General features: G+C 58.0%; 21 protein-coding genes and 1 riboswitch. Of the genes, 4 read left to right on the forward strand and 17 right to left on the reverse strand.

The genetic code is table 11. The annotated features are described in order from the left end of the window. Window positions 1-179: 179 nt before the first annotated feature. The 5 genes from prmC to ACLBWT_RS10395 form a co-directional block, all read right to left on the reverse strand. The gene (gene prmC / locus ACLBWT_RS10375; protein ID WP_447662991.1) at window positions 180-1,226 is read right to left on the reverse strand and encodes a peptide chain release factor N(5)-glutamine methyltransferase; all 1,047 of its coding nucleotides are present in this window, start codon (window positions 1,224-1,226) and stop codon (window positions 180-182) included. 321 nt (window positions 1,227-1,547) lie between these two features. Next, the gene (prfA, locus tag ACLBWT_RS10380; RefSeq protein WP_076357768.1) at window positions 1,548-2,621 is read right to left on the reverse strand and encodes a peptide chain release factor 1; all 1,074 of its coding nucleotides are present in this window, start codon (window positions 2,619-2,621) and stop codon (window positions 1,548-1,550) included. Window positions 2,622-2,840: 219 nt separating this feature from the next. Further along, the gene (ychF, locus tag ACLBWT_RS10385; protein WP_447662992.1) at window positions 2,841-3,941 is read right to left on the reverse strand and encodes a redox-regulated ATPase YchF; all 1,101 of its coding nucleotides are present in this window, start codon (window positions 3,939-3,941) and stop codon (window positions 2,841-2,843) included. Window positions 3,942-4,175: 234 nt separating this feature from the next. Then, window positions 4,176-4,376, reverse strand: coding sequence for a hypothetical protein (locus ACLBWT_RS10390; RefSeq protein ID WP_076357767.1), 201 nt, complete (start codon window positions 4,374-4,376; stop codon window positions 4,176-4,178). A 530-nt stretch (window positions 4,377-4,906) separates the two neighbouring features. After that, the gene (locus tag ACLBWT_RS10395) at window positions 4,907-5,878 is read right to left on the reverse strand and encodes a DUF6612 family protein (protein WP_447662993.1); all 972 of its coding nucleotides are present in this window, start codon (window positions 5,876-5,878) and stop codon (window positions 4,907-4,909) included. A 95-nt stretch (window positions 5,879-5,973) separates the two neighbouring features. On the opposite strand from ACLBWT_RS10395, the gene ACLBWT_RS10400 reads away from it, so the two are divergent. Continuing rightward, a complete protein-coding gene (locus ACLBWT_RS10400; RefSeq protein WP_021881336.1) occupies window positions 5,974-6,117 on the forward strand; it encodes a hypothetical protein in 144 nt (47 codons plus the stop codon). Between the two features lie 658 nt (window positions 6,118-6,775). Here ACLBWT_RS10400 and ACLBWT_RS10405 read toward each other — a convergent pair. The 4 genes from ACLBWT_RS10405 to ACLBWT_RS10420 all read right to left on the reverse strand — a co-directional run bounded on the left by ACLBWT_RS10405 (window position 6,776) and on the right by ACLBWT_RS10420 (window position 10,382). Continuing rightward, entirely contained in the window at window positions 6,776-8,008 is a 1,233-nt protein-coding gene (locus ACLBWT_RS10405; RefSeq protein ID WP_447662994.1) for a molybdopterin-dependent oxidoreductase, read from the reverse strand. Between the two features lie 194 nt (window positions 8,009-8,202). Then, window positions 8,203-9,468: a GDSL-type esterase/lipase family protein gene (locus tag ACLBWT_RS10410; protein WP_447662995.1), complete on the reverse strand. Its 1,266-nt coding sequence runs from the start codon at window positions 9,466-9,468 to the stop codon at window positions 8,203-8,205. 194 nt (window positions 9,469-9,662) lie between these two features. Then, window positions 9,663-9,824, reverse strand: a complete 162-nt coding sequence (locus ACLBWT_RS10415) for a hypothetical protein (protein ID WP_447662996.1) — start codon at window positions 9,822-9,824, stop codon at window positions 9,663-9,665. A gap of 84 nt (window positions 9,825-9,908) precedes the next feature. Next, window positions 9,909-10,382 (reverse strand): DUF2569 family protein, encoded by a 474-nt coding sequence (locus ACLBWT_RS10420; protein WP_447662997.1) that lies wholly within the window; start codon window positions 10,380-10,382, stop codon window positions 9,909-9,911. Between the two features lie 224 nt (window positions 10,383-10,606). Beyond that, window positions 10,607-10,705, forward strand: a riboswitch (purine riboswitch). A 48-nt stretch (window positions 10,706-10,753) separates the two neighbouring features. Here ACLBWT_RS10420 and ACLBWT_RS10425 point away from each other — a divergent pair. Further along, window positions 10,754-12,094: a 5'-deoxyadenosine deaminase gene (locus ACLBWT_RS10425; RefSeq protein ID WP_447662999.1), complete on the forward strand. Its 1,341-nt coding sequence runs from the start codon at window positions 10,754-10,756 to the stop codon at window positions 12,092-12,094. Window positions 12,095-12,331: 237 nt separating this feature from the next. Here the strand turns inward: ACLBWT_RS10425 and trxA are convergent, their stop codons facing one another. From trxA to ACLBWT_RS10455, 6 genes are all read right to left on the reverse strand, one after another. Then, window positions 12,332-12,643: a thioredoxin gene (gene trxA, locus ACLBWT_RS10430; RefSeq protein ID WP_447663001.1), complete on the reverse strand. Its 312-nt coding sequence runs from the start codon at window positions 12,641-12,643 to the stop codon at window positions 12,332-12,334. Window positions 12,644-12,694: 51 nt separating this feature from the next. Next, window positions 12,695-13,120, reverse strand: a complete 426-nt coding sequence (locus tag ACLBWT_RS10435) for an Rrf2 family transcriptional regulator (protein WP_447663002.1) — start codon at window positions 13,118-13,120, stop codon at window positions 12,695-12,697. A 118-nt stretch (window positions 13,121-13,238) separates the two neighbouring features. Then, window positions 13,239-14,075, reverse strand: coding sequence for an aldo/keto reductase (locus ACLBWT_RS10440; RefSeq protein ID WP_447663003.1), 837 nt, complete (start codon window positions 14,073-14,075; stop codon window positions 13,239-13,241). Between the two features lie 236 nt (window positions 14,076-14,311). Beyond that, complete coding sequence (locus tag ACLBWT_RS10445) at window positions 14,312-15,643, reverse strand: ABC transporter substrate-binding protein (RefSeq protein ID WP_447663005.1); 1,332 nt, start codon at window positions 15,641-15,643, stop codon at window positions 14,312-14,314. Window positions 15,644-15,798: 155 nt separating this feature from the next. Next, window positions 15,799-17,016, reverse strand: coding sequence for an AGE family epimerase/isomerase (locus tag ACLBWT_RS10450; protein WP_447663006.1), 1,218 nt, complete (start codon window positions 17,014-17,016; stop codon window positions 15,799-15,801). A 37-nt stretch (window positions 17,017-17,053) separates the two neighbouring features. Continuing rightward, window positions 17,054-17,995, reverse strand: a complete 942-nt coding sequence (locus tag ACLBWT_RS10455; RefSeq protein WP_447663007.1) for a glycoside hydrolase family 113 — start codon at window positions 17,993-17,995, stop codon at window positions 17,054-17,056. 813 nt (window positions 17,996-18,808) lie between these two features. On the opposite strand from ACLBWT_RS10455, the gene ACLBWT_RS10460 reads away from it, so the two are divergent. Further along, entirely contained in the window at window positions 18,809-19,105 is a 297-nt protein-coding gene (locus ACLBWT_RS10460; protein WP_076360304.1) for a transposase, read from the forward strand. An 11-nt stretch (window positions 19,106-19,116) separates the two neighbouring features. Further along, window positions 19,117-19,971, forward strand: a complete 855-nt coding sequence (locus ACLBWT_RS10465; RefSeq protein WP_447663111.1) for an IS3 family transposase — start codon at window positions 19,117-19,119, stop codon at window positions 19,969-19,971. Window positions 19,972-20,761: 790 nt separating this feature from the next. Here the strand turns inward: ACLBWT_RS10465 and ACLBWT_RS10470 are convergent. Both ACLBWT_RS10470 and ACLBWT_RS10475 read right to left on the reverse strand, forming a co-directional pair. Further along, complete coding sequence (locus tag ACLBWT_RS10470; protein ID WP_447663008.1) at window positions 20,762-21,598, reverse strand: carbohydrate ABC transporter permease; 837 nt, start codon at window positions 21,596-21,598, stop codon at window positions 20,762-20,764. Window positions 21,599-21,601: 3 nt separating this feature from the next. Beyond that, on the reverse strand, window positions 21,602-22,480 hold the full coding sequence (locus tag ACLBWT_RS10475) for a carbohydrate ABC transporter permease (protein WP_447663009.1): 879 nt from the start codon (window positions 22,478-22,480) through the stop codon (window positions 21,602-21,604). Window positions 22,481-22,687: the final 207 nt, after the last annotated feature.

Genomic DNA, 22,687 nt, shown 5'->3' on the forward strand with positions numbered 1-22,687 from the left:
GGCCGTTCTCTGCAACCAAGCATTCTGTCCGGATTGTCATCTCTCCGTGCGGCAGCGCCCTCCTGCATTAGCCGCAAAATCGGCGTCATGATCAGCGCTCGACTCCCGCAGCACCGGACGCAGGGCAGAGCTGCAGCGCGGCAGCTCCGTCCCTGATCGCATGGAAATGGCATCGGCTTCTACATTTCAGAGCCTATCGTCCTGACTGCAACGACATGGCGCTCGATGCCGCCATAATCGGTCACGATCGAGATGTCGTCCCAATGCCCGATTTCCTCAAGCAGCGCAGCGACCTGCCGGGCTTGTCCGATGCCGAGCTCGAAGCCCACGACGGACGGAAGCCGCGTCAAAGATCTGAGCTGCTCAGCCATCGCGCGATACGGATTGAGGCCGTCCTCCCCGCCGTCGAGAGCAAGCCTCGGCTCGAATTCCCTGACTTCCCGCTGCAGCCCCGGCAAGTCGCCGGCCGGAATGTAAGGGGGATTAGACACAAGTACGTCGACTTCGAGTCCCTCCATGCTCCCCCCGCCGGAAGCCAAAAAAGGCTGCAGCAGGTCTCCCTCTATAAACGCGCTCAGCGCAGCTCCGAGACGGAGAGCGTTGCACTCGGCTGTACGCAGCGCATCAGGAGACAGATCGGAGGCATGCACCCGCCATGCTGGGCGCTCCGCGGCCAACGTGACGGCGATCGCGCCGCTGCCCGTGCCGACGTCGAGGACGACAGGCGCGGCAGCGGCAGCCGTCGCTTCCAGGCCTGCAGACCGCAAAGTGGATGCGGCAGGCTTGGCGCTGCCCGGCAATGCCCCGGCCGCGGCAGCCGAACCTGCCGCATGCGGCCACAGCCGGTCCGCCGCCTCCAGCACCGCCTCCACGAGCAGCTCTGTCTCGGGGCGCGGAATCAGCACGGCCGGCGTGACGGCGAACGGCCGGCCGTAGAACCACTGCTCCCCGGCTATATACTGCGCGGGCTCTCCCCGCCCCTTGCGGGTGATGGCTTCCTCCCAAGCCGCCAGCCGCTCCGGCGGGAACGTCTCCCGGCCGTCGCGCAGCAGCTCCGCCCGGTTCAAGCCGAGCAGATGCTGAAGCAAAAGGGAGGCGTTGTCCCCCGCTTCCTCCACGCCGCAGCGGTCCAGATAGGCTTCAGCCAGCTTGCGGGCGGCCTGGATCGAAGTCCCTGCTTCTTGGCGGAAAAGCTCCGCTGCCCGGCCTTGATCGTTATCGCTCATGTTTTCGAGCCTCCTGAAGGGTGATGACCTGCGCATTGATGAAAAAAAGCCCCATCCCGATCGGCGGGCTTGGGGCGTATGTTGGCCATTGTGCATGCTGCGATGCCATGTACACTGCGTTGCGCTGTGTGCCGCGATGCGCTGTGCATGCTGCGATGCACTGTGCACTGCGATACTCTATGCATGCCGCTATGCGCTGCGCTTTGTGCCGCTATGCGCTGTGTGCCGCGATGCACTGTGCATGCTGCGATGCGCTTTGCACTGCAATTCCGATGCTAAAACTGCAATCGCAATCCGCAGCCGAAGCCGTCTCAATCCCGCTTAGGCGAGATTTTCGCGCTCCAGCAGCTCGGCCTGCTCGGCGAGCGAAAGGGAATTGACGATGTCGCCCATGTCGCCGTTCATGACGGAATCGAGGCGATGCAGCGTGAGGCCGATGCGGTGATCGGTCACGCGGCTTTGCGGGAAGTTGTACGTGCGGATCCGCTCGCTGCGGTCGCCCGTGCCGACTTTGCTCTTGCGCTCGCCGGCGATCTTGGCTTCTTCTTCCTGGCGGTGGATATCATAGATGCGGGCGCGCAGAACCTGCAGCGCCTTGGCCTTGTTGTCGTTCTGCGACTTGCCGTCCTGGCAGGTGGCGACGATGCCGGTAGGCACATGCGTCACGCGCACGGCGGACTTGGTCGTGTTGACCGACTGGCCGCCCGCTCCGCTGGAGCAGAACGTGTCGACGCGGATATCCTTGTCGTGGATCTCGATCTCGACTTCCTCGACTTCCGGCATGACGGCCACGGTGGACGTGGACGTATGGATCCGGCCGCCGGATTCCGTCACCGGGATGCGCTGCACGCGGTGCGCGCCGCTCTCGAACTTCAGCTTGCTGAACGCGCCCTTGCCGGTGATCTTGAAGATGACTTCCTTGAAGCCGCCAAGATCGTTCTCGCTCGCATCCATCAGCTCGACGCGCCAGCCTTGGGTCTCCGCGAAGCGGGTGTACATGCGGTACAGATCGGAAGCGAACAGCGCCGCCTCGTCGCCGCCCGCCGCGCCGCGGATCTCCACGATGACGTTCTTGTCGTCATTGGGATCCTTGGGCAGCAAGAGGACGCGAACCTGCTCCTCAAGCCCGGCGAGCCGCTCGCCCAGCTCCTCGAGCTCCATCTTGACCATCTCGCGCATCTCGTCGTCGAGCTTCTCGCCTTGCATCGCTTTGGCGTCCTCGTACTGGGCATGCACTTCTTTATATTCCGTATAAGCGCTGTAAGCGCCTTGAAGATCCGATTGTTCCTTCGACAAATCCCGGAGCCGCTTGGGATCGCTGGCTACATCAGGATCGCACAGCAGCTCGCTCAGTTTTTCGTACCGGTCCGCAAGCGCTTGTAAACGGTCCAACACCTGACTTCACCCCTAGTAATATTCTGTAAAAAAAGTCCTGACATCCATTATACCATATATGAGACTTATTCATAAATGGTTAAGCCGTGGAAAAACGCGCGGCCTGTCCAAATTCCCGGCGCACCGCAAAACGCCCTGCGCGCCGATAATCGGCGGCAGGGCTGGCTGCGCCAAGGGCGTGGCCGGACGAATCGGCTTCCCTCGGTTCTTGAATCCGCGCTAGACGTTGAAGCGGAAATGCATGACGTCGCCGTCCTTGACGACGTACTCCTTGCCTTCGAGGCGCAGCTGGCCGCGCTCGCGGGCGGTGTTCATGGAGCCTGCGGCGACGAGATCGTCATAGGACACGACCTCGGCGCGGATGAAGCCGCGCTCGAAGTCCGTGTGGATGACGCCGGCAGCCTGAGGCGCCTTCATGCCTTTGCGGATCGTCCAGGCGCGGACTTCCTGCACGCCGGCCGTGAAGTACGTGTACAGGCCGAGCAGCTTGTACGCGGACTTGATCAGGCGGTTCAGGCCGGATTCCTCCATGCCGAGCTCCTCCAGGAACATCGCCTTGTCTTCGCCTTCGAGCTCCGCGATCTCGGCTTCGACCTTCGCGCTGATCGGCACGACTTCGGCATTTTCCGCCAAGGCGAACTCGCGCACGATTTTCACATACGGATTGCCTTCGGCATCGGCGACTTCTTCCTCGCTCACGTTGGCCGCATAGAGCACGGGCTTCATCGTCAGCAGGTGAAGGTCTCGGATCAGCGTCTTCTCTTCATCGTTCAGCTCGACGCTGCGCGCCGGCTGGTCGTTGTAGAGAGCTTCCTTGATTCGCTCCAGCACTTCGACTTCCTGGGCGTACTGCTTGTTGCCGCCCTTCATGTTTTTGCGGGAGCGGTCGATGCGGCGGTCGACGGAGTCGATGTCCGCGAGGATAAGCTCCAGGTTGATCGTCTGGATGTCGCCCAGCGGATCGACCTTGCCCGATACATGGGTGATGTTCTCGTCCTGGAAGCAGCGCACGACATGGCAGATGGCGTCCACTTCGCGGATATGGGCGAGGAATTTGTTGCCGAGGCCTTCGCCTTTGCTGGCGCCGGCGACGAGGCCCGCGATGTCCACGAATTCGAATGCGGTCGGCACGGTCTGCTTCGGCACGACGAGCTCGGTCAATTTATCCAGCCGCTCGTCGGGAACTTCCACGACGCCGACGTTAGGGTCGATCGTGCAGAACGGATAGTTGGCGGATTCCGCTCCAGCCTGAGTAATTGCGTTGAAAAGCGTCGATTTGCCCACGTTGGGAAGACCGACTATGCCACATGAGAGCGCCAATGAAAACAACTCCTTCAAAGTCTTGTCCGATAAGAAAGGATATCAAGCGCGCATCCCTTCTTCTCTTCTCTACGCGAACGTTCTCCGCCGCATAAGGCGGGGAAACCGTTAGGCTTGATCTCTAGGAGCCATTATACATGACATCGTGCAATTTAAAAAGAAAAGCCGCGGCTTGGGCGGCCCCTCGGACTTGCAGAAATGGAAGCGAAAGGAGGCGGGCCATGGACGCCCTGCTCAGACCGCGCGGCGGGCGGCCGGCATCAGCGCCAGAATTCCATCCGTACGGAACGTGCGCGGCTGCCGCTTGGCCAGATCGAAAGCCTTCAAATGCTTGCCGCTAAGCCCTTCCACGCGTACGAGCCGGCGGCTCAAGCTGCCCTTCGCGTCCTCGTAAATCATCTCCACTTCACGTCCGATCCACTTCCGGAATTCCATGCCTTGACCCCCTCGATATAGGAACATATATTCTTATTTTATTATAAACGAGAATGTATGTTCTTGTGCAATGAAAATTATTCCCAACCCCCGAGATGGCCGCCGGCTCGGGTAGGAGATGCAAAAAAGCTTCCGGGCAGAAGCGCCGGAAGCCTGAGAATAGGCAGGAATCATGGATAGGGTCCGTCTTGGATAGGGTCCATCATGGATATGATTCATCTTGGATATGATTTATCTTGTACATGATTCATCTTTGATATGATTCATCTTGTGTATGATTCATCTTGTGTATGATTCATCTTGGATATATTCATCTTGGATATGATTCACATGGATATGATCATCTTGGATATGATTCACATGGATATGATCATCTTGGATAGGGTCCATCTTGGATATGATCCATCAAGAATTCCAACAATGAATGGTACGGTTTATTGGATGCCGGACCGCCCTGCGCTTTGAAGGCATCTTCACCGCTCGGCCAGGCCGCGAATCCCGGATCGAACAAAACACCCATTCCTTCCGATCTAAGGCTGCTCGCCTTCCTCCACGCCAAGCGCATCCAGAAGTCCCTGGTCGGCAGGCATGACCTCCGGAGCGGTCAGAGCCTCCTTCGGCACCTGCACGGCCTTCGCCTCGTTCCAGCTGCCGTAATCCAAGGTCAGCTCCTGATGGAGCTTGGAGGGATTGCCTTCATCATATTCAATCGTGACATCCGCATCGGCCTTCAGCCGCTTCAGCAGTCCCGTCTTCTCATCGAATTCAAGCGTATACGCAAGCGAGGCGACCTGGATGGAATCCCGGATCGCAGCATCCATCTCGTCGGTTCCCATCGTGCTGCGAAGCAGATCGCGCACGAGCGCCTCGGCGGCCTCGTCCTTGCCGTCGCCGCTGTAGGCCAGCGTTATGACACCTTCCTTGGAGGAAGCCTTGAAGCTCGCTGCATGCGGCTTGATCTTGTCGAGCTCCTTGGAGGGTGCGATCTGGAAGTCCGACAGCGTCGCCTTGATCTTCGGCACTTCGGAGGCCAGCATCCGGCTCCAGGACGAATTGGAGTGATCGTACATGTAGTAGCCGTCCTTGTTCAGGTACGAGTCGATGGTCGCCTGGTCGCCCATGAAATCATTGACCGTGACTTGCTTCAGGACGAGCGGCTCCAGGAAAATAGAGCCTTTATTGCTCATGGACATGGACGTCGTGTCCCCGTCCGTCACCATCTGCTGCTTGAGCTCCATGTCCAGATCGAAATTCCGGACTTCCGCCAGCGCCTTGCTGCCGCGCTCCAGCATGGAGGCAGGCGAAGGACCCGCGTCATCCTGTCCGGCGGGCGATGGAGACGGCGTTCCGGTCGCCTGAGCGGCTGACGGCGCCGGATCCCCTTGGTCCTGCGGTCCCGCGCAGCCGGCGGCGATGAGCAGGGAGCCGAGCATCAAGCCGGCTATCAGATGCCGCTGCCGCCGCTCCGGGCGGCTGCGGAATGGATTCGAGATTAGATTCATGCTGTCATGCTCCTTTCCGGATGGGCTGTCCGCGGCCCTCTGCCGTATCGGCAGGCCCGTCCCGAACCATACTAACGGCGGGAGGTGAACCGCTCATGGAGAACAAGTCCCATCAAGGTAACTATAAAGGAACGTCGCACAGCCATGCAAAGAACCAAAATATGGAATTCGTCAACGACGTGGTGGAGGATGTCAAATCCGTCACTAATTTTACGGGCAAAAAGAAGAAAACCGACTGAAGCCGGCATCGTCTTCCGACCATCCGCAATCAGCCGCGATTCCAATTGCCGAGCAAGGAAACCCGTCTCAAAGCGAAAAGCCGCCGAAAGGCGGCTTTTCGCTGCATACATAAAGAGAACGAAAGCTCATGCGATGGCAAGACAATGCAATCCCCCTATGCACCCAGAGCAAAATGGCAGGAGAGGACAGGCATCTTAATTGCTGTCATTTGCCAACCGGCGCAGCTGTCAGCACAACGCCCTCCAAGCCGACGGCGATGAAGCGTGTTCCATCCCAGATTACGGAAAATAACCGCTGGAACCGTCTATGGTCGCGCGCTCGTTTTTTTCCATGCTGCCCCATCGATGGATGTATAATAATCGGCTTGCCCTTTGAAGCCGAGCTCAGGATATTTCTCCCCATAGCGACAAGCCATTTTTGATTGATTTATAAATAAGGATATTATCGCCTCTTGCAGAGGTTTCGATGGGCTTCAGCGACCATTGGGTCCCTTCCTTGGATATGGCAGCGACAGGAAACGTGTACGAATAGGAGGCTATCTTGAATTGGGTCATGCCTGCCGCAACGAATTGCTGCCCATCCCAAACGACATCTTGCCAATCGAAATCGGATGGCTTGAGCGGATATTTCCCTATTTCTTTATTTTCGGCGCTCCCGTCACACCCAGGCGTCCTTGCTGTAGCCCCGCTCCTCCCAGTACCCTGTATGGTCGCCTTTGATCAGCTCGATGCGATTGAGCCACTTCACCGATTTGTAGGCGTACATGCGCGGCACGATGAGCCGGACAGGACCGCCGAGATCGCTCGGGATCGGCTTGCCGTCATGAAGGACGGCCACCATGACATCGTCCATGACCGCCTGCTCGAGAGTCAGCGAGTCGGTGTAGACCCCGTCGCCGGAGTAGAACTTCGCCGTCGCCGCCCCCGCTTTCACGCCCGCCTGCTCCAGAAGCAGCTTCAGCGGGATGCCTTCCCACGTATTGCCGTACACCGACCAGCCCGTCACGCAGTGGAAGTCGCTGACCTGGACGGTCCGCTTCAGCTCGACGAACTGCTCCCAGTTCCAGATGAAGCTCTTCTCCACCAGCCCGTCTACCGTGAACGACCAGTCCGCATTCGTGAAGGACGGAATCGGCGTGACCGTGTAGACGCGAAAATTCCCCTTGGCCCCGCCGCCTTGCGGAGGCAGCGATGCCGGCAGCGGCTGCGGAGCGGGGATGAGCCGGTTGGCATCGCGGCTCGCCAGCTCTTCCGAGGTCGCTCCGCCGGCGCTGCCGAGCGCCATCCCCGCCCACTGCAGGAAGGATGGCCCGACCGCCAGCGCGATGCCCGCCCCTACGGCTGTGCGAATGAACGTCCGTCTGGACATGAGCGCTTCCGGAGAGGCGGCCGGATGCAGTCCGTCCTCCTTGCCGGTGCGGACCGTGCGGCGGCCAGCCTGCTTGAGCCATTTCAATCGGGTGATGGAATGGTACAGCACATAGGGCAGGCCGATCCAGGTCAGCAAGTCATGCCAGGTCAGAGCCGGATTCGCCCAGCCGGGACCAAGCTGCCGGTGCAGCCAGAGCACGATTCCCGACAGCAGCCAGCCGCCGAGCAGAGCCAGCACGACGATTACGTTCGCTCTCTGCCACGGCTTGCCTCGCAACTGCTTCCAGTGCTTGGGGGCGAGCAGCGCATAGGCCGCCATCGGCAGCAAGGACGCAAGGCCGAGCACGATATGGATTCCTTTCAGCCAGACGCGGCCTTCTCCAAGCACGCCTCTCCAGTAGCCTCCGAACAGCATGAGCCCCGACACCGCCAGCAGAAAGACGATCCATCCGTTCAGCGAATGGATCCCGGCGAGCTTGCGGCCATAGCCTTTGCGGAGCGTTGCCAGCCAGTTCCCCATTCCTCGGCCTCCTATCGGCAATTGCTTCTCTTCAGGTGCACTTCCGGCATTCTTCGTTGGATGACGCGTCCGCGCCATCGTTGGAATCCTGTTCCTTGATATGGACATCATTCTTCAAGCCAAACGGCCCGCCGCAGGGCGCTTCCGGAAGGAAAACACGCTGGACGGACCGCAGAATGGCCGGGACAAAAAAGCTATGGATTGATAAATACCGTTTTGAGATGAGCAATATAGGTCACTCCGAAGCCAAGCCCTTTGGCCACAGTAGCCAGCGGCACATACGTCTTGGACTCCTTGCCTACCTGCTGCAGGTAGGCCGGAGAATCGACCGGCACGGCGACTCCGTTGACGGTCACGGTCGCGGCGCCGATCTTCACGCCGACCGTCAAGCTGCCGTACTTGATGTTGGCCGTCGACGTTTTGGCATCCCATACGGTTTTCGCGCCTACTGCCTGCACGATATCCTGGATGGCGATGTAGTTGACGCCTTTTTTGAGCACCGGCTTATAGGGAGTGTCGAGCTTCTTGCCGACGGCATAGATGTTCATCGGCGAACCGGCCGCGGGAGCAGCCAGATCGATGCCGGCTCCCCATATCGCCGCCGCAAAGCTGCTGGCGATGACCGCGTACCCTTCCTGGGTCGGATGGAAATCCCGGTCCTTGATCATATGGGTGAGGACGCCTTCGCGCCCGACGAATTCCTTGGCGACATGGGCGACCTTGACGTCCGCGCCCTGGGCGGAGTAGCCCGCCGCGAGCTTGTCCAGATTGGCCGTGAAAGCATCCGTCGCGCCCGTCAGCTTGGCGTACAGCTCCTTGCCTCCGATGACCGGAAGCGGCTGGTACTGATCGGCGATGACGATGGCCGCATCGGGATTGATCTCGTGAAGAGCGTCGATCACAGCCGTCATATTGCCGGTGTATTCGGTCAGAAGGGAGGCGACCTGCGCCGCCAGATCGGCATCCGACAAGGCGGACGCGCTCGTCAGCAGCGCGGAGACATCGTTGCCGCCGATCGTGATGGCGACGAGATCGGCGGACGCAAGCTCCTTGCGGATCGTTGCGGCAGCCGCTCCGAACTCGTTCGTCCTCGGATCAGGAAGGCTCGGTTGTATGGCATCGGCCGTTATCGGCGTCCCCGAACCGATGGCGCTTACAAATGCTTTCAGTCCGGAGCTTTTCAAGCCGGCGATTCCGTAATTGGACAGCGAGGCGCGTCCGTGCAGCAGCGCTTGCTCGTACAGGCGCTCGGCGTAGCCGTAAGGAGGAGAAGCGACCGTGTATTCCACCTTGGGCTCGTACCCGACGGTAATGGAATCTCCCAGGGCAACGATATGATAGTCATCGGGCTGAACCGCTGTCTCTGCGCCATAAGCGGCGCCCGCGCCGCCGCTGAAAAGCAGCAGGAAAGCGAGGGCGAAGGCGAGGCGGCCCTTCAGCGATAGTTGGGGTTTTTTCATGAGAAACGCTCCTCTCTAGTAAATCCCCTCTATTCTACCATTTGGATTTGCCTCTGAATATATGGGAAAAGGATATATTTACCGCCTTGATCCGACAGGCCGGACGGCGTTTCGGCAGCCGGAAAGCAAAAAAGAAACGAAGCCGTCGATCGGCCTCGTTTCTTCGGAAAGCCGCGATCTCCGGAATCGCGGGGTCAGGACTTGATCCTTCTGAACATCATTCCGATGCCTCCGACGAGGAGCAGGATGGCCAGAATGTAGAAGACGAATTTGACCGAGTTGACGACAAGATCGAACAGCCCGGATATGCCGAAAATAAGGCCGGCGATAATGAGGATGACGGCTAGGATGCGCATAAGGAAATTCCTCCTTCGTTCGAATCGTTCTTATAGCTCTATATACCCCGGGCAAAGGCATCCGACGCTCTCGGCAAAGGCTGTTCAATGGACGAACGTGTTCCTCACCCGGAGAGACCGCCTGAAGTAGGGAATCCAGGCCGCGGCCAGGACGGCCGTCCGCAGCAGGGCCGGGAGCGAATTCTGCAGGCCGCTTTCCCTCGTGGAAGGGATGAGCAGGATGAACCCGCATTCCAGCACGACCGCGGCCAAGCAGGCGAGCAGATACATGGCGATCCAGGCGGGGAAGGCCTGCAGCCTCCGATAGAAGCCGGCCAGCATCATCGCCGTGGCCAGGAGCAGCACGGCCAGCTCCGCCAGCTCGTAGACGGCAAGCGGAACCATCAGCGGATGATAGTCGGCCGCCTGGCTGTCGGCGATCGCAGGCCACCCTCCATCCGCGAACAAATAGCGGATCAGCCCGGCAAGCTGCGCCGCGAACACAGCCAGCTGAAGAGCGAGGCCGAGCTGGACGAGCCATAGCCACCCTCCCAGTCCCGACAAGGGAGGCTCCGTCAATGCGCCTCCCGCCTTTCTTGCTCCTTCGTTCGACCGCCCTCGCCGTCCGACATTCAGCCATAGGCTTGTCCTTTGGCTATGGTTCGCCTTGCGCCTGCTTTCCCCCATGCCGCCGCCCCTCTCCGGTACTCGATGTCCTGCTGGACCTTCCCGATCCGCAAGTCCTGACCCGGCCTCACATGATTTGACATTGAAGCTGACATTGCAGTATTCTGGTCCTACAACCGCATAAATACGTCTCATTTCGTATATCCTGGACGATAGGGTTCAGGGTTTCTACCGGAAACCGTAAATTTCTAGCTACGAAAAAAATATGCCCCTCGGCGTATTTTATTCGCGGCTATTTTTAGTTTTGAAGGAGTGGAGATTCCATGCCCCACACAATTTTGATCCGGAACGCCCAGATCGTCACGATGAATGCGAGCGAAGAGATTGTGCACGGAGATATCCGGATCGAGGACGACCGGATCGCCGCGATCGGCCCGGATCTCGACGCCAGCGGCGCCGACCGCGTCATCGACGCTTCCGGCCGCACCGTCATCCCCGGCTTCGTCCAGACCCATATCCATCTGTGCCAGACCTTGTTCCGCGGCAAGGCGGACGATCTGGAGCTGCTGGACTGGCTGCGCAAGCGCATCTGGCCGCTGGAAGCTGCCCATGACGAGGAGTCCATCTATTACTCCGCCATGCTCGGCATCGGCGAGCTGCTGCAGAGCGGCACGACGACGATCGTAGACATGGAGACCGTCCACCACACGGACTCGGCCTTCCAGGCCATCGCTGCGAGCGGCATCCGCGCGCTGTCCGGCAAGGTCATGATGGACCGCAAAGGAAGCGACATCCCGCTGCCGCTGCAGGAGGAGACGAAAGCCTCTCTGCAGGAGAGCGTCGACTTGCTGGAAAAATGGCATCAGCACGACAACGGCCGGATCCGCTACGCCTTCTCCCCGCGCTTTGTCGTGTCCTGCACGGATGAGCTGCTCCGCGAGGTTGCCAGCCTCTCGGATCGCTATCAGGTGAACGTCCATACCCATGCCTCCGAAAATCTCGGCGAGATCGAGCTGGTGGAGCAGATGACCGGCATGCGCAACATCGCCTACCTCGATCATATCGGGCTTGCCACGGACCGGCTGATTCTGGCCCACTGCATCTGGCTGGATGACAACGAGAAGCGGATCATCCGCGAGCGCGGCGTCCATGTCAGCCATTGCCCCGGCTCCAACCTCAAGCTGGCTTCCGGCATCGCCGAGGTTCCCGATATGCTCGATACGAGCATCAGCGTGAGCCTTGGAGCAGACGGCGCGCCATGCAACAACAATCTCGACATGTTCAACGAGATGCGCCTGGCAGCCCTCATTCAGAAGCCCGTCCATGGACCGACGGCAATGGATGCGCGCAGCGTCTTCCGCATGGCGACGATCGGAGGAGCCAAGGCGGTCGGCATGAGTTCGGATATCGGAAGTGTGGAAGTCGGCAAAAAAGCCGATCTGGCCATCCTCAACCTGAACCAGTTCCACACGTTCCCTTCCTTCGATGTGGACATCATCTCCCGCATCGTTTACTCCGCGACCCGTGCGGATGTCGAGACGACGATCGTCGACGGCAAGGTGCTTATGGACCGAGGCGTCATGCTGACTGTCGACAAGGACGTGACGCTCCGCGAGGCGGACCGCTCCATCCGCCGCCTGCTGCAGCGCAGCCCTCTGGCCTAGACCGACGCATGCGAAAAGCCTTGCCCTCCTTCAGCGGAGAAGCAAGGCTTTTTGGCAAGCTTATGCGGCAGAGGAAGGAGCGATATCTTCAGGCACGAAAAGAAGCCCAAGGTGAAAAAGACAGCAAAAACCCCGGTCTTCGCCGCGAGGCGCTGGACCGGGGTTGTTTTTGCGCTGATGCCGCCGCATCGCGGCTGGTGCCGAAGAGAGCGGCGGCGCAAGTCGCAAGGCGGAAGCTTACAGCTGGCCTTGGATTTTGTTTTTCAGGGCGTCTTTGCTTTGCACGCCGACCATTTTGTCGACCGGCTGGCCGTCTTTGAACAGGATCAGCGTCGGGATGCTCATGACGCCGAATTGGGAAGCCAGCTCAGGCTGTTCGTCGACGTTGATCTTGGCGATTGTTGCCGTGCCGGCAAGCTCCGTGGAGAGCTCTTCGACGATCGGAAGCTGCATTTTGCAAGGTCCGCACCAAGGAGCCCAGAAGTCTACCAGGGCTACGCCGGATTGCACGGATTCATTGAAGTTTTCTTTCGTCAGTGCTACTGCCATGTTCAATCATCCTCTCGGTTAAATAGTTAAATCCATCTGACCCGATGCCGCTCAACATGAATCGCAGCTATGGATGTCCTTGAGCACGCCGGCGATGGTCAGGCCGGAGAAGTAATCCTCCAGCTGCTGCTCGGCCGTGCAGAAGATACGATTCATGACCTCGTTCATGTTGGATCCGACGAGACAATCGCAATCCGGATCGCCCGAGCACCAGCTCGGCATCAGCGACCCTTGCGCAATCGTCCGGTATACGTCCTTCAGCGTCACCTCTGCTGGATCCATCAGAAGCCGGTAGCCTCCTCCGGAGCCCTCGCGCGTGGCGACATAGCCGCTGCGCTTGAGATAACCCATGACCTTGCGGACGCGGGCCGGATTGGTGCACACGTTCTCGGCGATCGTTTCGCTGGAGGCGCTGCCTTCCGGCAAGTAAGCCAGCAGCACCAGGCTGTGGACTGCAATCGTAAATTCACTGTTCATGCGAGACGGCCACCCCGTTTCGTACTGTAATAATACCAGTTACAGTTGCGAGTGTCAAGAGGAAGGCCTCCTTAGTGTGCGCCTCGGATTTGCCCGCTATCCGCCGTCCCGCCATGGATCAGAAGTCGAAGTTGTCGGGATCGGCGCCGAAGCGCTTGTTCTGGTTCAACCCTTCGATAAGCGCCATGTCCTCATGCGACAGCTCGAAGTCGAATACGTCCGCGTTCTCGCGAATCCGCTTCTCGTTCGTCGACTTCGGAATTGTAATGACGCCGTTCTGCAAGTCCCAGCGGAGCACGATCTGCGCCGGCGTCTTGCCGTACTTGACCGCCAGCTCGTTCAGCTGCGGCAGGTCAAGGTTGCCCTGCATCAGCGGGCTCCAGGCTTCCAGCACGATGCCTTGATCCTGGCAGAACTGGCGAAGCTCGGTCTGGGCGAGCAGCGGATGGTATTCCACCTGGTTGACCATCGGCTTGATCTCCGCATCCTGGAGGAGATCCTCCAAGTGATGCACATGGAAGTTGCAGACGCCGATCGCGCGGACTTTGCCGTCCTTGTACAGCTGCTCCATGGCGCGCCAGGTTTCCTTATACTTGCCTTTGACCGGCCAATGGATCAAATACAAATCGATGATTTCGAGGCCGAGCTTGCGGCGGCTCTCTTCATAAGCGGCAAGGGTGCTGTCGTAGCCCTGCTCCGCGTTCCAAACCTTGGTCGTGATGAAGAGCTCTTCGCGCGGCACGGAAACGTCCGCGATCGCACGGCCGACGCCTTCTTCATTGCCGTAGATCTTCGCGGTGTCGATGCTGCGGTAGCCGGCGTTCACGGCATCCTTGATCGCCTGCTCGACCTGACCTTCCTCCGTGACTTTCCAGACGCCAAGTCCCAGGCGCGGCATGCGCACGCCGTTATGCAGCTCGGCCGTATCTTGAAGTCCCTGCAGTTGTATCGTCATTCCGAACATCGCCTCCACATCGTTATTCAACCCTTTACACTACTTATTTTACCACCCGGCCCCCCCGTCAAACAAACAAGCCTTGCAAGGGCTGATGAGCCGATTGTATCGTCGCCGGTTGAACAACGGGGCAATACGGCAAGACAGGCGCATCCGGCTCGGGCAGAACCGGCGGGCGAAGATGACGGAAAAAAAGCAGGCTCCCGAAAAGGGAGCCTGCTTGGAACGATCCGGTTTTAGTAGCCCAGATCCGTTTTGGCTTTCGCCCATTTTTTGTTGAGGTCGTCCAGGCCGGCTTTCAGATCCTTGGAGATCAGCAGATCCTGGATGTAGTTGCCCGTGCCGATGCCGATTTGCGCTTTGTTCGCGATTTCCGCGAATTTCGGATCGTTAGGCAGGCCTTCGATGAACGTCGGGTTCGTCGCCTGGAACTCGGCCAGCTGCGGGGATTCCGCTTTTTCCGATTTGATGATCGGCATGAAGCCGGAGTCTTTCACATAACCGGATTCTTTGACGAAGAAGTCGACCCATGCGGCAGCGAGCTCTTTGTTCTTGCTGTTTTTGCTGACGGCGATCATGTAGTCGGAGCCCAGAGGCGCGTTCAGCTTGCCGCTGTTGTCGTAAGGGAACGGCACGAAGCCGATGTCGTCGGAGGAAGCGCCGGCTGCCTCGACTTGCGGAATGACCCAGTTGCCGAGGAAGTACATGGCGGCTTTGCCGCTGGCCACTTCGCCTTTGGACATTTCCCAGTTGTTCGTGTACAGGTCTTTCTCGACCCAGCCCTTGCTGATGAATTCGCGGCCGATTTGAGCCAGCTGGCCCCAGGCGTTGTCCATTTGGAACGGAGCCGGATCGGCAGCCATTTTGGTCGAGAGGTCCGCTTCGCCTGCAACATAGAACGCGGAGCCGTCGCCCCACGCGCCCATCGGCCATTGAGCGCCGAAGTTCATGTAGAGCGGGATGATGCCGGCGTCTTTCAGCTTCTGCGCGTCAGCGTACAGCTCGTCGAGAGTCGTCGGCGCCTTGTCGATGCCGGCTTTCTTGAACGCCTGCTTGTTGTACACGAGGCCTTGCGTATTGACGCCTGTCGTGATGCCGTAGCGCTTGCCTTCGAAGGCGTTGTTGTCCGCGAAGTAGACGTCGTCGAACATCGAGTCCGGAAGCGGCTCGAAATATTTCGGATAGTCCGTAGCCGGCATGCCCGCAGGCACCATCAGCACGTCGCCCGTTTCGCCTGTCGTCAGGCGTGTCTTGATGTCGGTCGCGTAGTTCGTCAGACCTTCGAATTCAACCTTCGCGTCCGGGTTTTTCTCTTGGAACTTCTTGACGTATTTGTCCATCGTGCCGTCGTTGATATAGTCGGTGCGGTGCGTCAGCACTTTGAGCGTGCCCTTAAGCCCGCTTGCTTCGCCCGTGCCGCCGGCATTCGTATTGGATGCCGTTCCCGTATTGGCCGCGCCCGTGTCGCCTGTGTTCCCGGCGTTGCCGCTGTTGTTGTTGTTGCCGCATGCGGCAAGCATGGACAGGGAGAGGACGGCTGTCATCGTGACCAAAAGAGGTTTTTTCATGTTTTGTTGCCCCCTAAAATATAGTGTGCGGAATTATGCGGGTTTTGCGGTCTTTGTCTCGGAATCGTTTTCTGTTATCGCTTACATGACCTATTCTAGCCCTTGCGGTCCTGCAAAAAAATGAACTGCGTTTGTTTTTATTGTCATCTCTTATGCTAACGAGACCTTTTTGTTAGCGATTCCAAACGCTCTACCGCTTCCAGGCAGGCGCGGCTGTTATGGTAAGGACATTTCCAGGCTCCCACCTTTTGCTGCAAGGGATTCGGCACGCCCTCGCGGGTAACCTGCCAGTGCCACTCGCCGCCTTCGCGGTCGCTGATCTTCTCCTGGATGAACCGCCAGCTGCGCTGCGAAGCCTCCAGATATCTCTCTTCGCCGGAGAGCTGGTAAGCGTTCAGATACCCGACCATCGCCTCGGCCTGCGGCCACCAATCCTTGCTGTCGTCCAGCTTTCCATTTCCATGCAGCTCGTTGAAAACAGCTCCGTCCGCATCCGTTCCTTCCTCGAGCGTCGCATGCGCCATCGCCAGCGCGGCCTTATGGACGCGGGCTTCAAGCTCCGGATCTCCGAGAACTTCCGCCGCTTCCCACAGCAGCCAGCTGCCTTCGATGTCATGGCCGTAGGAAACGTCGGCGGCCTGCGAATTCCATTCGTCGTCGAAGAACAGCAGGAAATGGCTGCCGCTGCTGTCCAAGATCCGGTCCAGATGCACCTCGATCAGCTCTTTGAGCTTCAAGCGAAGCCCTTCCGGCTTCCAGATCCGGTATAAGTTCGTATAGGCTTCCAACACATGCAGATGGGTATTCATGGATTTGCGCTCATTGAGGTCCTTGCCGCTCAGGCTGAGATCGTCCGTTTCGCTCCAATCCCTGGCAAGAGCCTCGATATAGCCGGTATGGACCGGATCATAGGCGTAACGCTCCAGAAGACGGTAAATCTCCTCGGCGAGTCCGAGCGGCTCGCGATTGCCCGTCGCACGGACATATTCCGCCAGCGCATAAATGACGAAGGCCTGGCCGTACACCTGCTTTTTATCCTCGGAAGGGCTTCCTTCGGGATGAATCATCCAGTAAAAGCCGCCATGCTCTTCGTCCTTGAAGCGGGTCTCCAGCTGCTCGAGTGCGAGCTCCGCCATGCGCAGATCGTCTTCCTGGCCGTAGCGGCGGTAGGCAGCCGCGAACGTCCATAGAATGCGGGCGTTCAGCACAAGCGACTTGTGCGCTCCGGGCACGATTTCACCGGCTCCGTTCATCTCGCCGATGAAGCCTCCGTTCGTTTTGTCGAGCGTATGCTCTTTCCAAAAGCCCAGAATGTTCTCCTTCAGTTCCTTCTCCAGCTCTGCGCGCCACTCGGCGTTCATGGATTCGATCATCGTATATATCCTCCTTCGTAAAAATAGAAGCCTGCGTTCAAACCCGTCCGTAGTAATCCCTCACGACTGCCGCGGCAGGCTTGCCGTACATGCAGTAATCGTCGTTAGCCGCGGCATCTTCTTCGTTGTACAGCCTTGCCGGCCAATCCCACAGCATGAAGCCCCTCACCCACCGGCGCTTCTCGCAGGCGCTAAACATCGCCTCGTAATAGTCCTTCTGCGCTTCGCCGGAGGGAGCTCCGGGAAGCGACCAGTCATTCGGCCGCAGCGGGGAGCCTTCGCGGCTCGGACAGCCGGCTTCCATGAAAAAGAACGGCTTCCCGTAAGGGGACACGGCTTCGTGGATCCGGTCCAGATGCTGCTCCCACTCGCCGATCGGATAGTAGCCGCTGGAGGAAATGATGTCGACCGCATCCCACCATTTCACGTTGCCTTCCTGGTACTTGTCGCAGTTGTAGGTGATCAAGCCGCCATACACCTTGCGGACTTCGGCGATCAGCGCCCTCCATTCGGCTTCGCGCTTGTCGGTCTGCACCATCTCGCAGCCGATGCAGAGCATCTCGCAGCCCTCCTGCTCGGCGATCTCCGCGTAGTGGAGGATGAACTTCCCGTAGGAAGCGAACCACTGGCTCCAGGTCGGCTCGCCGGGGATGTCCATGTCGAAGAAGTTGATATGCGCCCTCCATGTGCCGTCCGCGCAGTTGACTACCGGCTTCATGACCACCTTCATGCCCAGTTCCTTCGCCCGGCGGATAGCGGCGCGGACCTCGCCGTCCGTGACGGTCGGCTCCTGCCAGTACGCGATTTCGGTCGACTGCGCCGTCGCCTGCATCGCTCCCAGCGTGATGCCGGCCCAGCCGACGTTCAGCTTGGCCATTTCGTTCATGGAATGCTCGGCCTCTGGGCCTTCCCAGGTCCCTCTTACTCCGGTCCATCCCCAGGTCATGCCGGTAATCATTTCAAGTTCGGGTTTGCTCATTTTGCAGTTCCTCCTCGTATAGGCTTCAAAAAAACAAATCCGTTTTGCCATTTCTGGGCCTCGGCAAGGTTTTCCGATGTAGCCTCGTATTTGAAAGCAGCTTTCGACTTGCTCGCTTGGCTCCAGAACAGCATTTATTCTGGGCTATTGTCGCTGCGCGACCATGAACATCCAACACAGATTGGCGCTATCCTCGCCGGGCGTTACGTGAACCATCCAACTAATTCCGGATTATTTCGCTGCGCAATCATGACATCCAACACAGATTGGCGCTATCCTCGCCAGGCAATACGATACCCATCCAACTAATTCCTGACTATTCCGCTGCGCGATTATGAACCATCCAACTAATACTGCACTATTCTCTCTGCGCGATCATGAACATCCAACGCAGATTGGCACTTTTTCGCCAGGCGTATTGTGATCCATCGTACTAGTCGTGCGCTATTCTCGCTGGGCGTTCATGAACCGAACCATCCAACTAATTGTGAACTGTTCTGGCTGGGTGCTTGGCGTATTCTGGCCTCTAATGCGTTCGCTTTAATTGCTTTCTTATCGTGTGATCTCAATCCTGGCTGCTTGGCCCATTGTAATTCCTGTGCGCCCGAGCGTCGCTTGTTATCGGACATACGATCCGTTATTTTGTCATTTTACTGCCTAGACAGCTTAGTATCGGACATGAGATCCGTTATTTCGCTAAAATGAGACCGTATGAGGGCTAAAATCGCTGAATAGCGGATCGTATGCAGCTAGAATAAAAAGTGGACACCAAATAACGGACAGCCAATAATAACCGTAGATGGAGGTGTTCTCATGAGCGAGCAACGGCAGCGGTACAATGAAGAATTCAAGAAACAAACCGTGAAGTTCATTCAAGAACAGACCAAGTCAGTCCGAGAGATCGCAGAGGAGCTCGACATCCCCAAGAGCACGTTAAATCAATGGCTTTCTCAGTACCGACAATTCGAAACAGAGCCGGTTAACAGCGCGGAACGCATACGCCAACTTGAACAGCAGCTGAAAGAAAAAGAGCGCCGGATTGCCGATGTGGAAGAGGAACTGGCCATTGTAAAAAAAGCCGTGCACATCTTCAGCAAACCACGGAACTGAATTTTCAGTTCATTGAAGATCATCGCTCCGAGTTCCGCCTGGAGAAGATGTGCAGTGTCCTTGAGGTGTCTCGGAGCGGTTATTACAAGTGGCGCTGTACAAAGCCTAGTGCTCAAGCGCTGCGCAAAGCCAAGCTGCAGGAGCGAATTCGGTTCTTCTTTCACGATGCCCAACAGCGCTACGGTGCGCCGAAAATTACACACATGCTTCACCAGGAAGGGCACCGCATCACCGAACGAACCGTAGGCATGTACATGGCCGAACTTGGTCTCCGCTCTTGTGTCTCCCGCACGTTTAAAGTCACGACAACCGACTCCAATCATGACCTTGCGATCGCCCCCAACACACTCAACCAGCAATTTACGGTTGAGAAACCGAACCAGGTTTGGGTTGCTGACATTACCTATATCCCCTGTCGCGAGGGACGACTTTATCTAGCTAGCGTCATGGATCTCTGTACGCGTGAAATTGTAGGCTGGAAGCTGGCTCCTCAAATGAAAACGGATCTTGTGCTCGACGCGCTGAAGATGGCTCACGACGCCAAGCGACCCCGGCAGGGACTCTTGCACCACTCAGATCGAGGAAGCCAGTACGCTTCCCACGAATACCGTAGCCAACTCGCTCAGTACAACATGAAGGCGAGTATGAGCCGTAAAGGCAACTGCTATGACAACGCCAGCATGGAGTCTTTTCACAGTATTCTGAAGAAAGAATTCATTTACTGTACCCGTTTTAAGACCCGGGAGCAGGCTTACCGTGACCTCTACCACTACATTGAGTTTTTTTATAACCGGAAGCGAATCCACGGTTCGCTTGGGTATCTTTCACCTGCACGTTTTGCAGCTACGTTTAAGCAGATTTCCTAAAGGCGTCCGTTACCGACTGTCTACTTTCTTGACGTAGGTCCAGTATGTCCGATAAATGATGAAATCCTTGATTTCGAGCCGAATAGCGGATCGTATGTCCGATAAATTCCAAAACAGAGACGACCGTTTTGGCTCCAAGACTTCATCGGTGATACTTCCTCCAACTCTCCTCCAAGCGGAGCGGAGGCGACCCTACCTCGTCGTTCTCCCTCCAAGCGGAGCGGGGGCGACCCTACCTTGTTGTTCTCCCTCAAGCGGAGCGGAGGCTGACCTACCTCGTTGTTCTCCCTCAAGCGGAGCGGGGACGATCCTACCTGTTGTTCTCCCTCCAAGCGGAGCGGAGGCTGACCTACCTCGTTGTTCTCCCTCAAGCGGAGCGGGGATGATCCTACCTGTTGTTCTCCCTCCAAGCGGAGCGGAGGTGACCCTACCTGTTGTTCTCCCTCCAAGCGGAGCGGAGGAGGCCATCCGAATCCGGAAAAGCGGCAGCGTTCGCCTTTGAAGACGGATTGCGACCCTGTAAGGGGGTGTAAAATCAGAGCAATCCGGCTTCAACAGCGATTGGAGGATCGGATGGACTCCGCAGCGCAGCTTGGCCCTTCTCCCCCGATGGACTCCGCAGCGCAGCTTGGCCCTTCTCCCCCGATGGACTCCGCAGCGCAGCTTGCCCTTCTCCTCCGATGGACTCCGCAGCGCAGCTTGCCCTTCTCCTCCGATGGACTCCGCAGCGCAGCCTGTTCACCCTCTGCGGAAACAGCAAAGGCGGCCCTCAAGCCGCCTCTGCGATTTTTTACTTGACCGCTCCGTTCGTAACCCCCGCAAAAATGTAGCGCTGGAGGAAGAGGAACAAGACGACCGTCGGAATGAAGATGATCAGGATGCCGGCCGAGATGACATTGAGCTGGGCGGCATTCGGCCCCACGAACGAGTAGATCGCGGTGGAGACGACCTTAAGCTTTTGGCTCGGCATGTACAGATAAGGCGTGTAGAAGTCGTTGTAGATGGAAATCGTCTTCAGGATGATGAGCGTCGCCGTAGCCGGGGCCAGCAGCGGGAAGATGATGGAGCGGTATATCTTGAACAGCGAAGCCCCTTCCATCATTGCGCTCTCGTCCAGGTCTTTCGGAATGCTGTTGACGAACTGGAGGTAGATGACGATCTGCAGCACGTCGGCGCCGATGTACAGAATGATCGGAGCGCCCATCGTGTTGTACAGGCCGAGCTTCTGGATGATCGAGAACGTGGCCACCTGGGTCGTCACCATCGGGATGACCTGGGCGACGAGGTACATGCCCATGATCGGCTTTTTCAGCTTGAAGTCGAAGCGGCCCAGGGCGTACGCGACCATCGTGCCGAGCACGACGTTGCCGGCGACAGCCGCTACGAGGATAATCAGCGTGTTCTTGAAGCCGAGGCCGAGATCCCCGACATCGTATACTTTCTTGAAGTTGTCGAAGTTGAAGAAGTCATGCGGCAGCGCCAGGGAGGAGGACTGGTAGTACTCCATCTGGGTTTTGAAAGCGCCGACGAATACCGAGTAGATCGGGAAGAACACGACGAACAGGGCGAGCACGATCGTGAGATATTTGAAAGCCGCGAACAGCGGCGAGCTTTTCTCTTGATCCATGATTTATTTCCCCTCCCTGAACAAGACTTTGCGCTGGATGACGATGAAGATCAGTACGATGATGAGCAGCACGACCGCCATTGCCGATGCGAGGCCGAAGCTCTGATACTTGAAGGCCGTGTCCACGGTCTGGATGACGAAGGTCTGCGTTCCGTTGGCTCCGAGCATCATGACGTAAGGAATATCGAAGGCCTCGAGGGCGCCGGTCAGCGTCAGCAGCAGCATGAGCGAGAGGACGCTTTTGATGCTTGGGGCGGTAATGAAGCGGAACTTCTGCCAGCCGGACGCGCCGTCGATCGATGCCGCCTCGTAGATGTCCCCGGGAATGGACTGCAGGGCGCCGATGAAAATCACCATGTTGAGGCCCATGTATTTCCACATCGAGATGAACGCCAGAGAGACGTTGACCAGATGCGGATTGCCGAGCCAGCTCTGCTGCCAGGAATCCAGTCCGACTGCGCGCAGAAGGCCGTTCAAGGCTCCATAGTCGAGATGGTACACGTTCTTGAACATGATGACCGTCGCGACGCTGTGCAGCACATACGGCAGGAACAGCGCGACGCGGAAGCCGTATTTCCCCTTCAGGCGTCCGGTCAGGATAACGGCGAACCACAAGGAGAAGGCCACCTGGATCAAGCCGCCCACGAAATAGTAGGCGTTGTTCTTGAGGGCGTTGAACACCTCGGGCTCGGAAAAGATCTGCTTGTAGTTGTCCAGGCCCACCCAGTTCATGTCCCAGCCGGTGCCGGTCCAGTCCGTAAAGCTGTAGTAAATCAGGGAAACGGCCGGATAGTACGAGAATGTAAGGCTGAGCAAGACCGGTATGGTCAGAAAGCCGAACAAGATCAGTAATCGCTGCGTTTTGTAGTTGAGCCGATTCACGAAGTTTCCCTCACTTTCATTTGCGGGGATTGATACCGCTTTCAGTATAGGTAATTATAGGCCCTTCCCTGGACTTTGCGAATGGACGGTGTTTGGTTTTGTTGTCTTCTATTGTGCTAACTCTGTTAGCTGCGTTAGCTTATGCAGCAAACAGGCATCTGCACGGATGCAGATGCCTGTTCCACTCGCCTGCCGGAATTGGATTCC

This window comes from Paenibacillus sp. D51F (assembly GCF_053345695.1).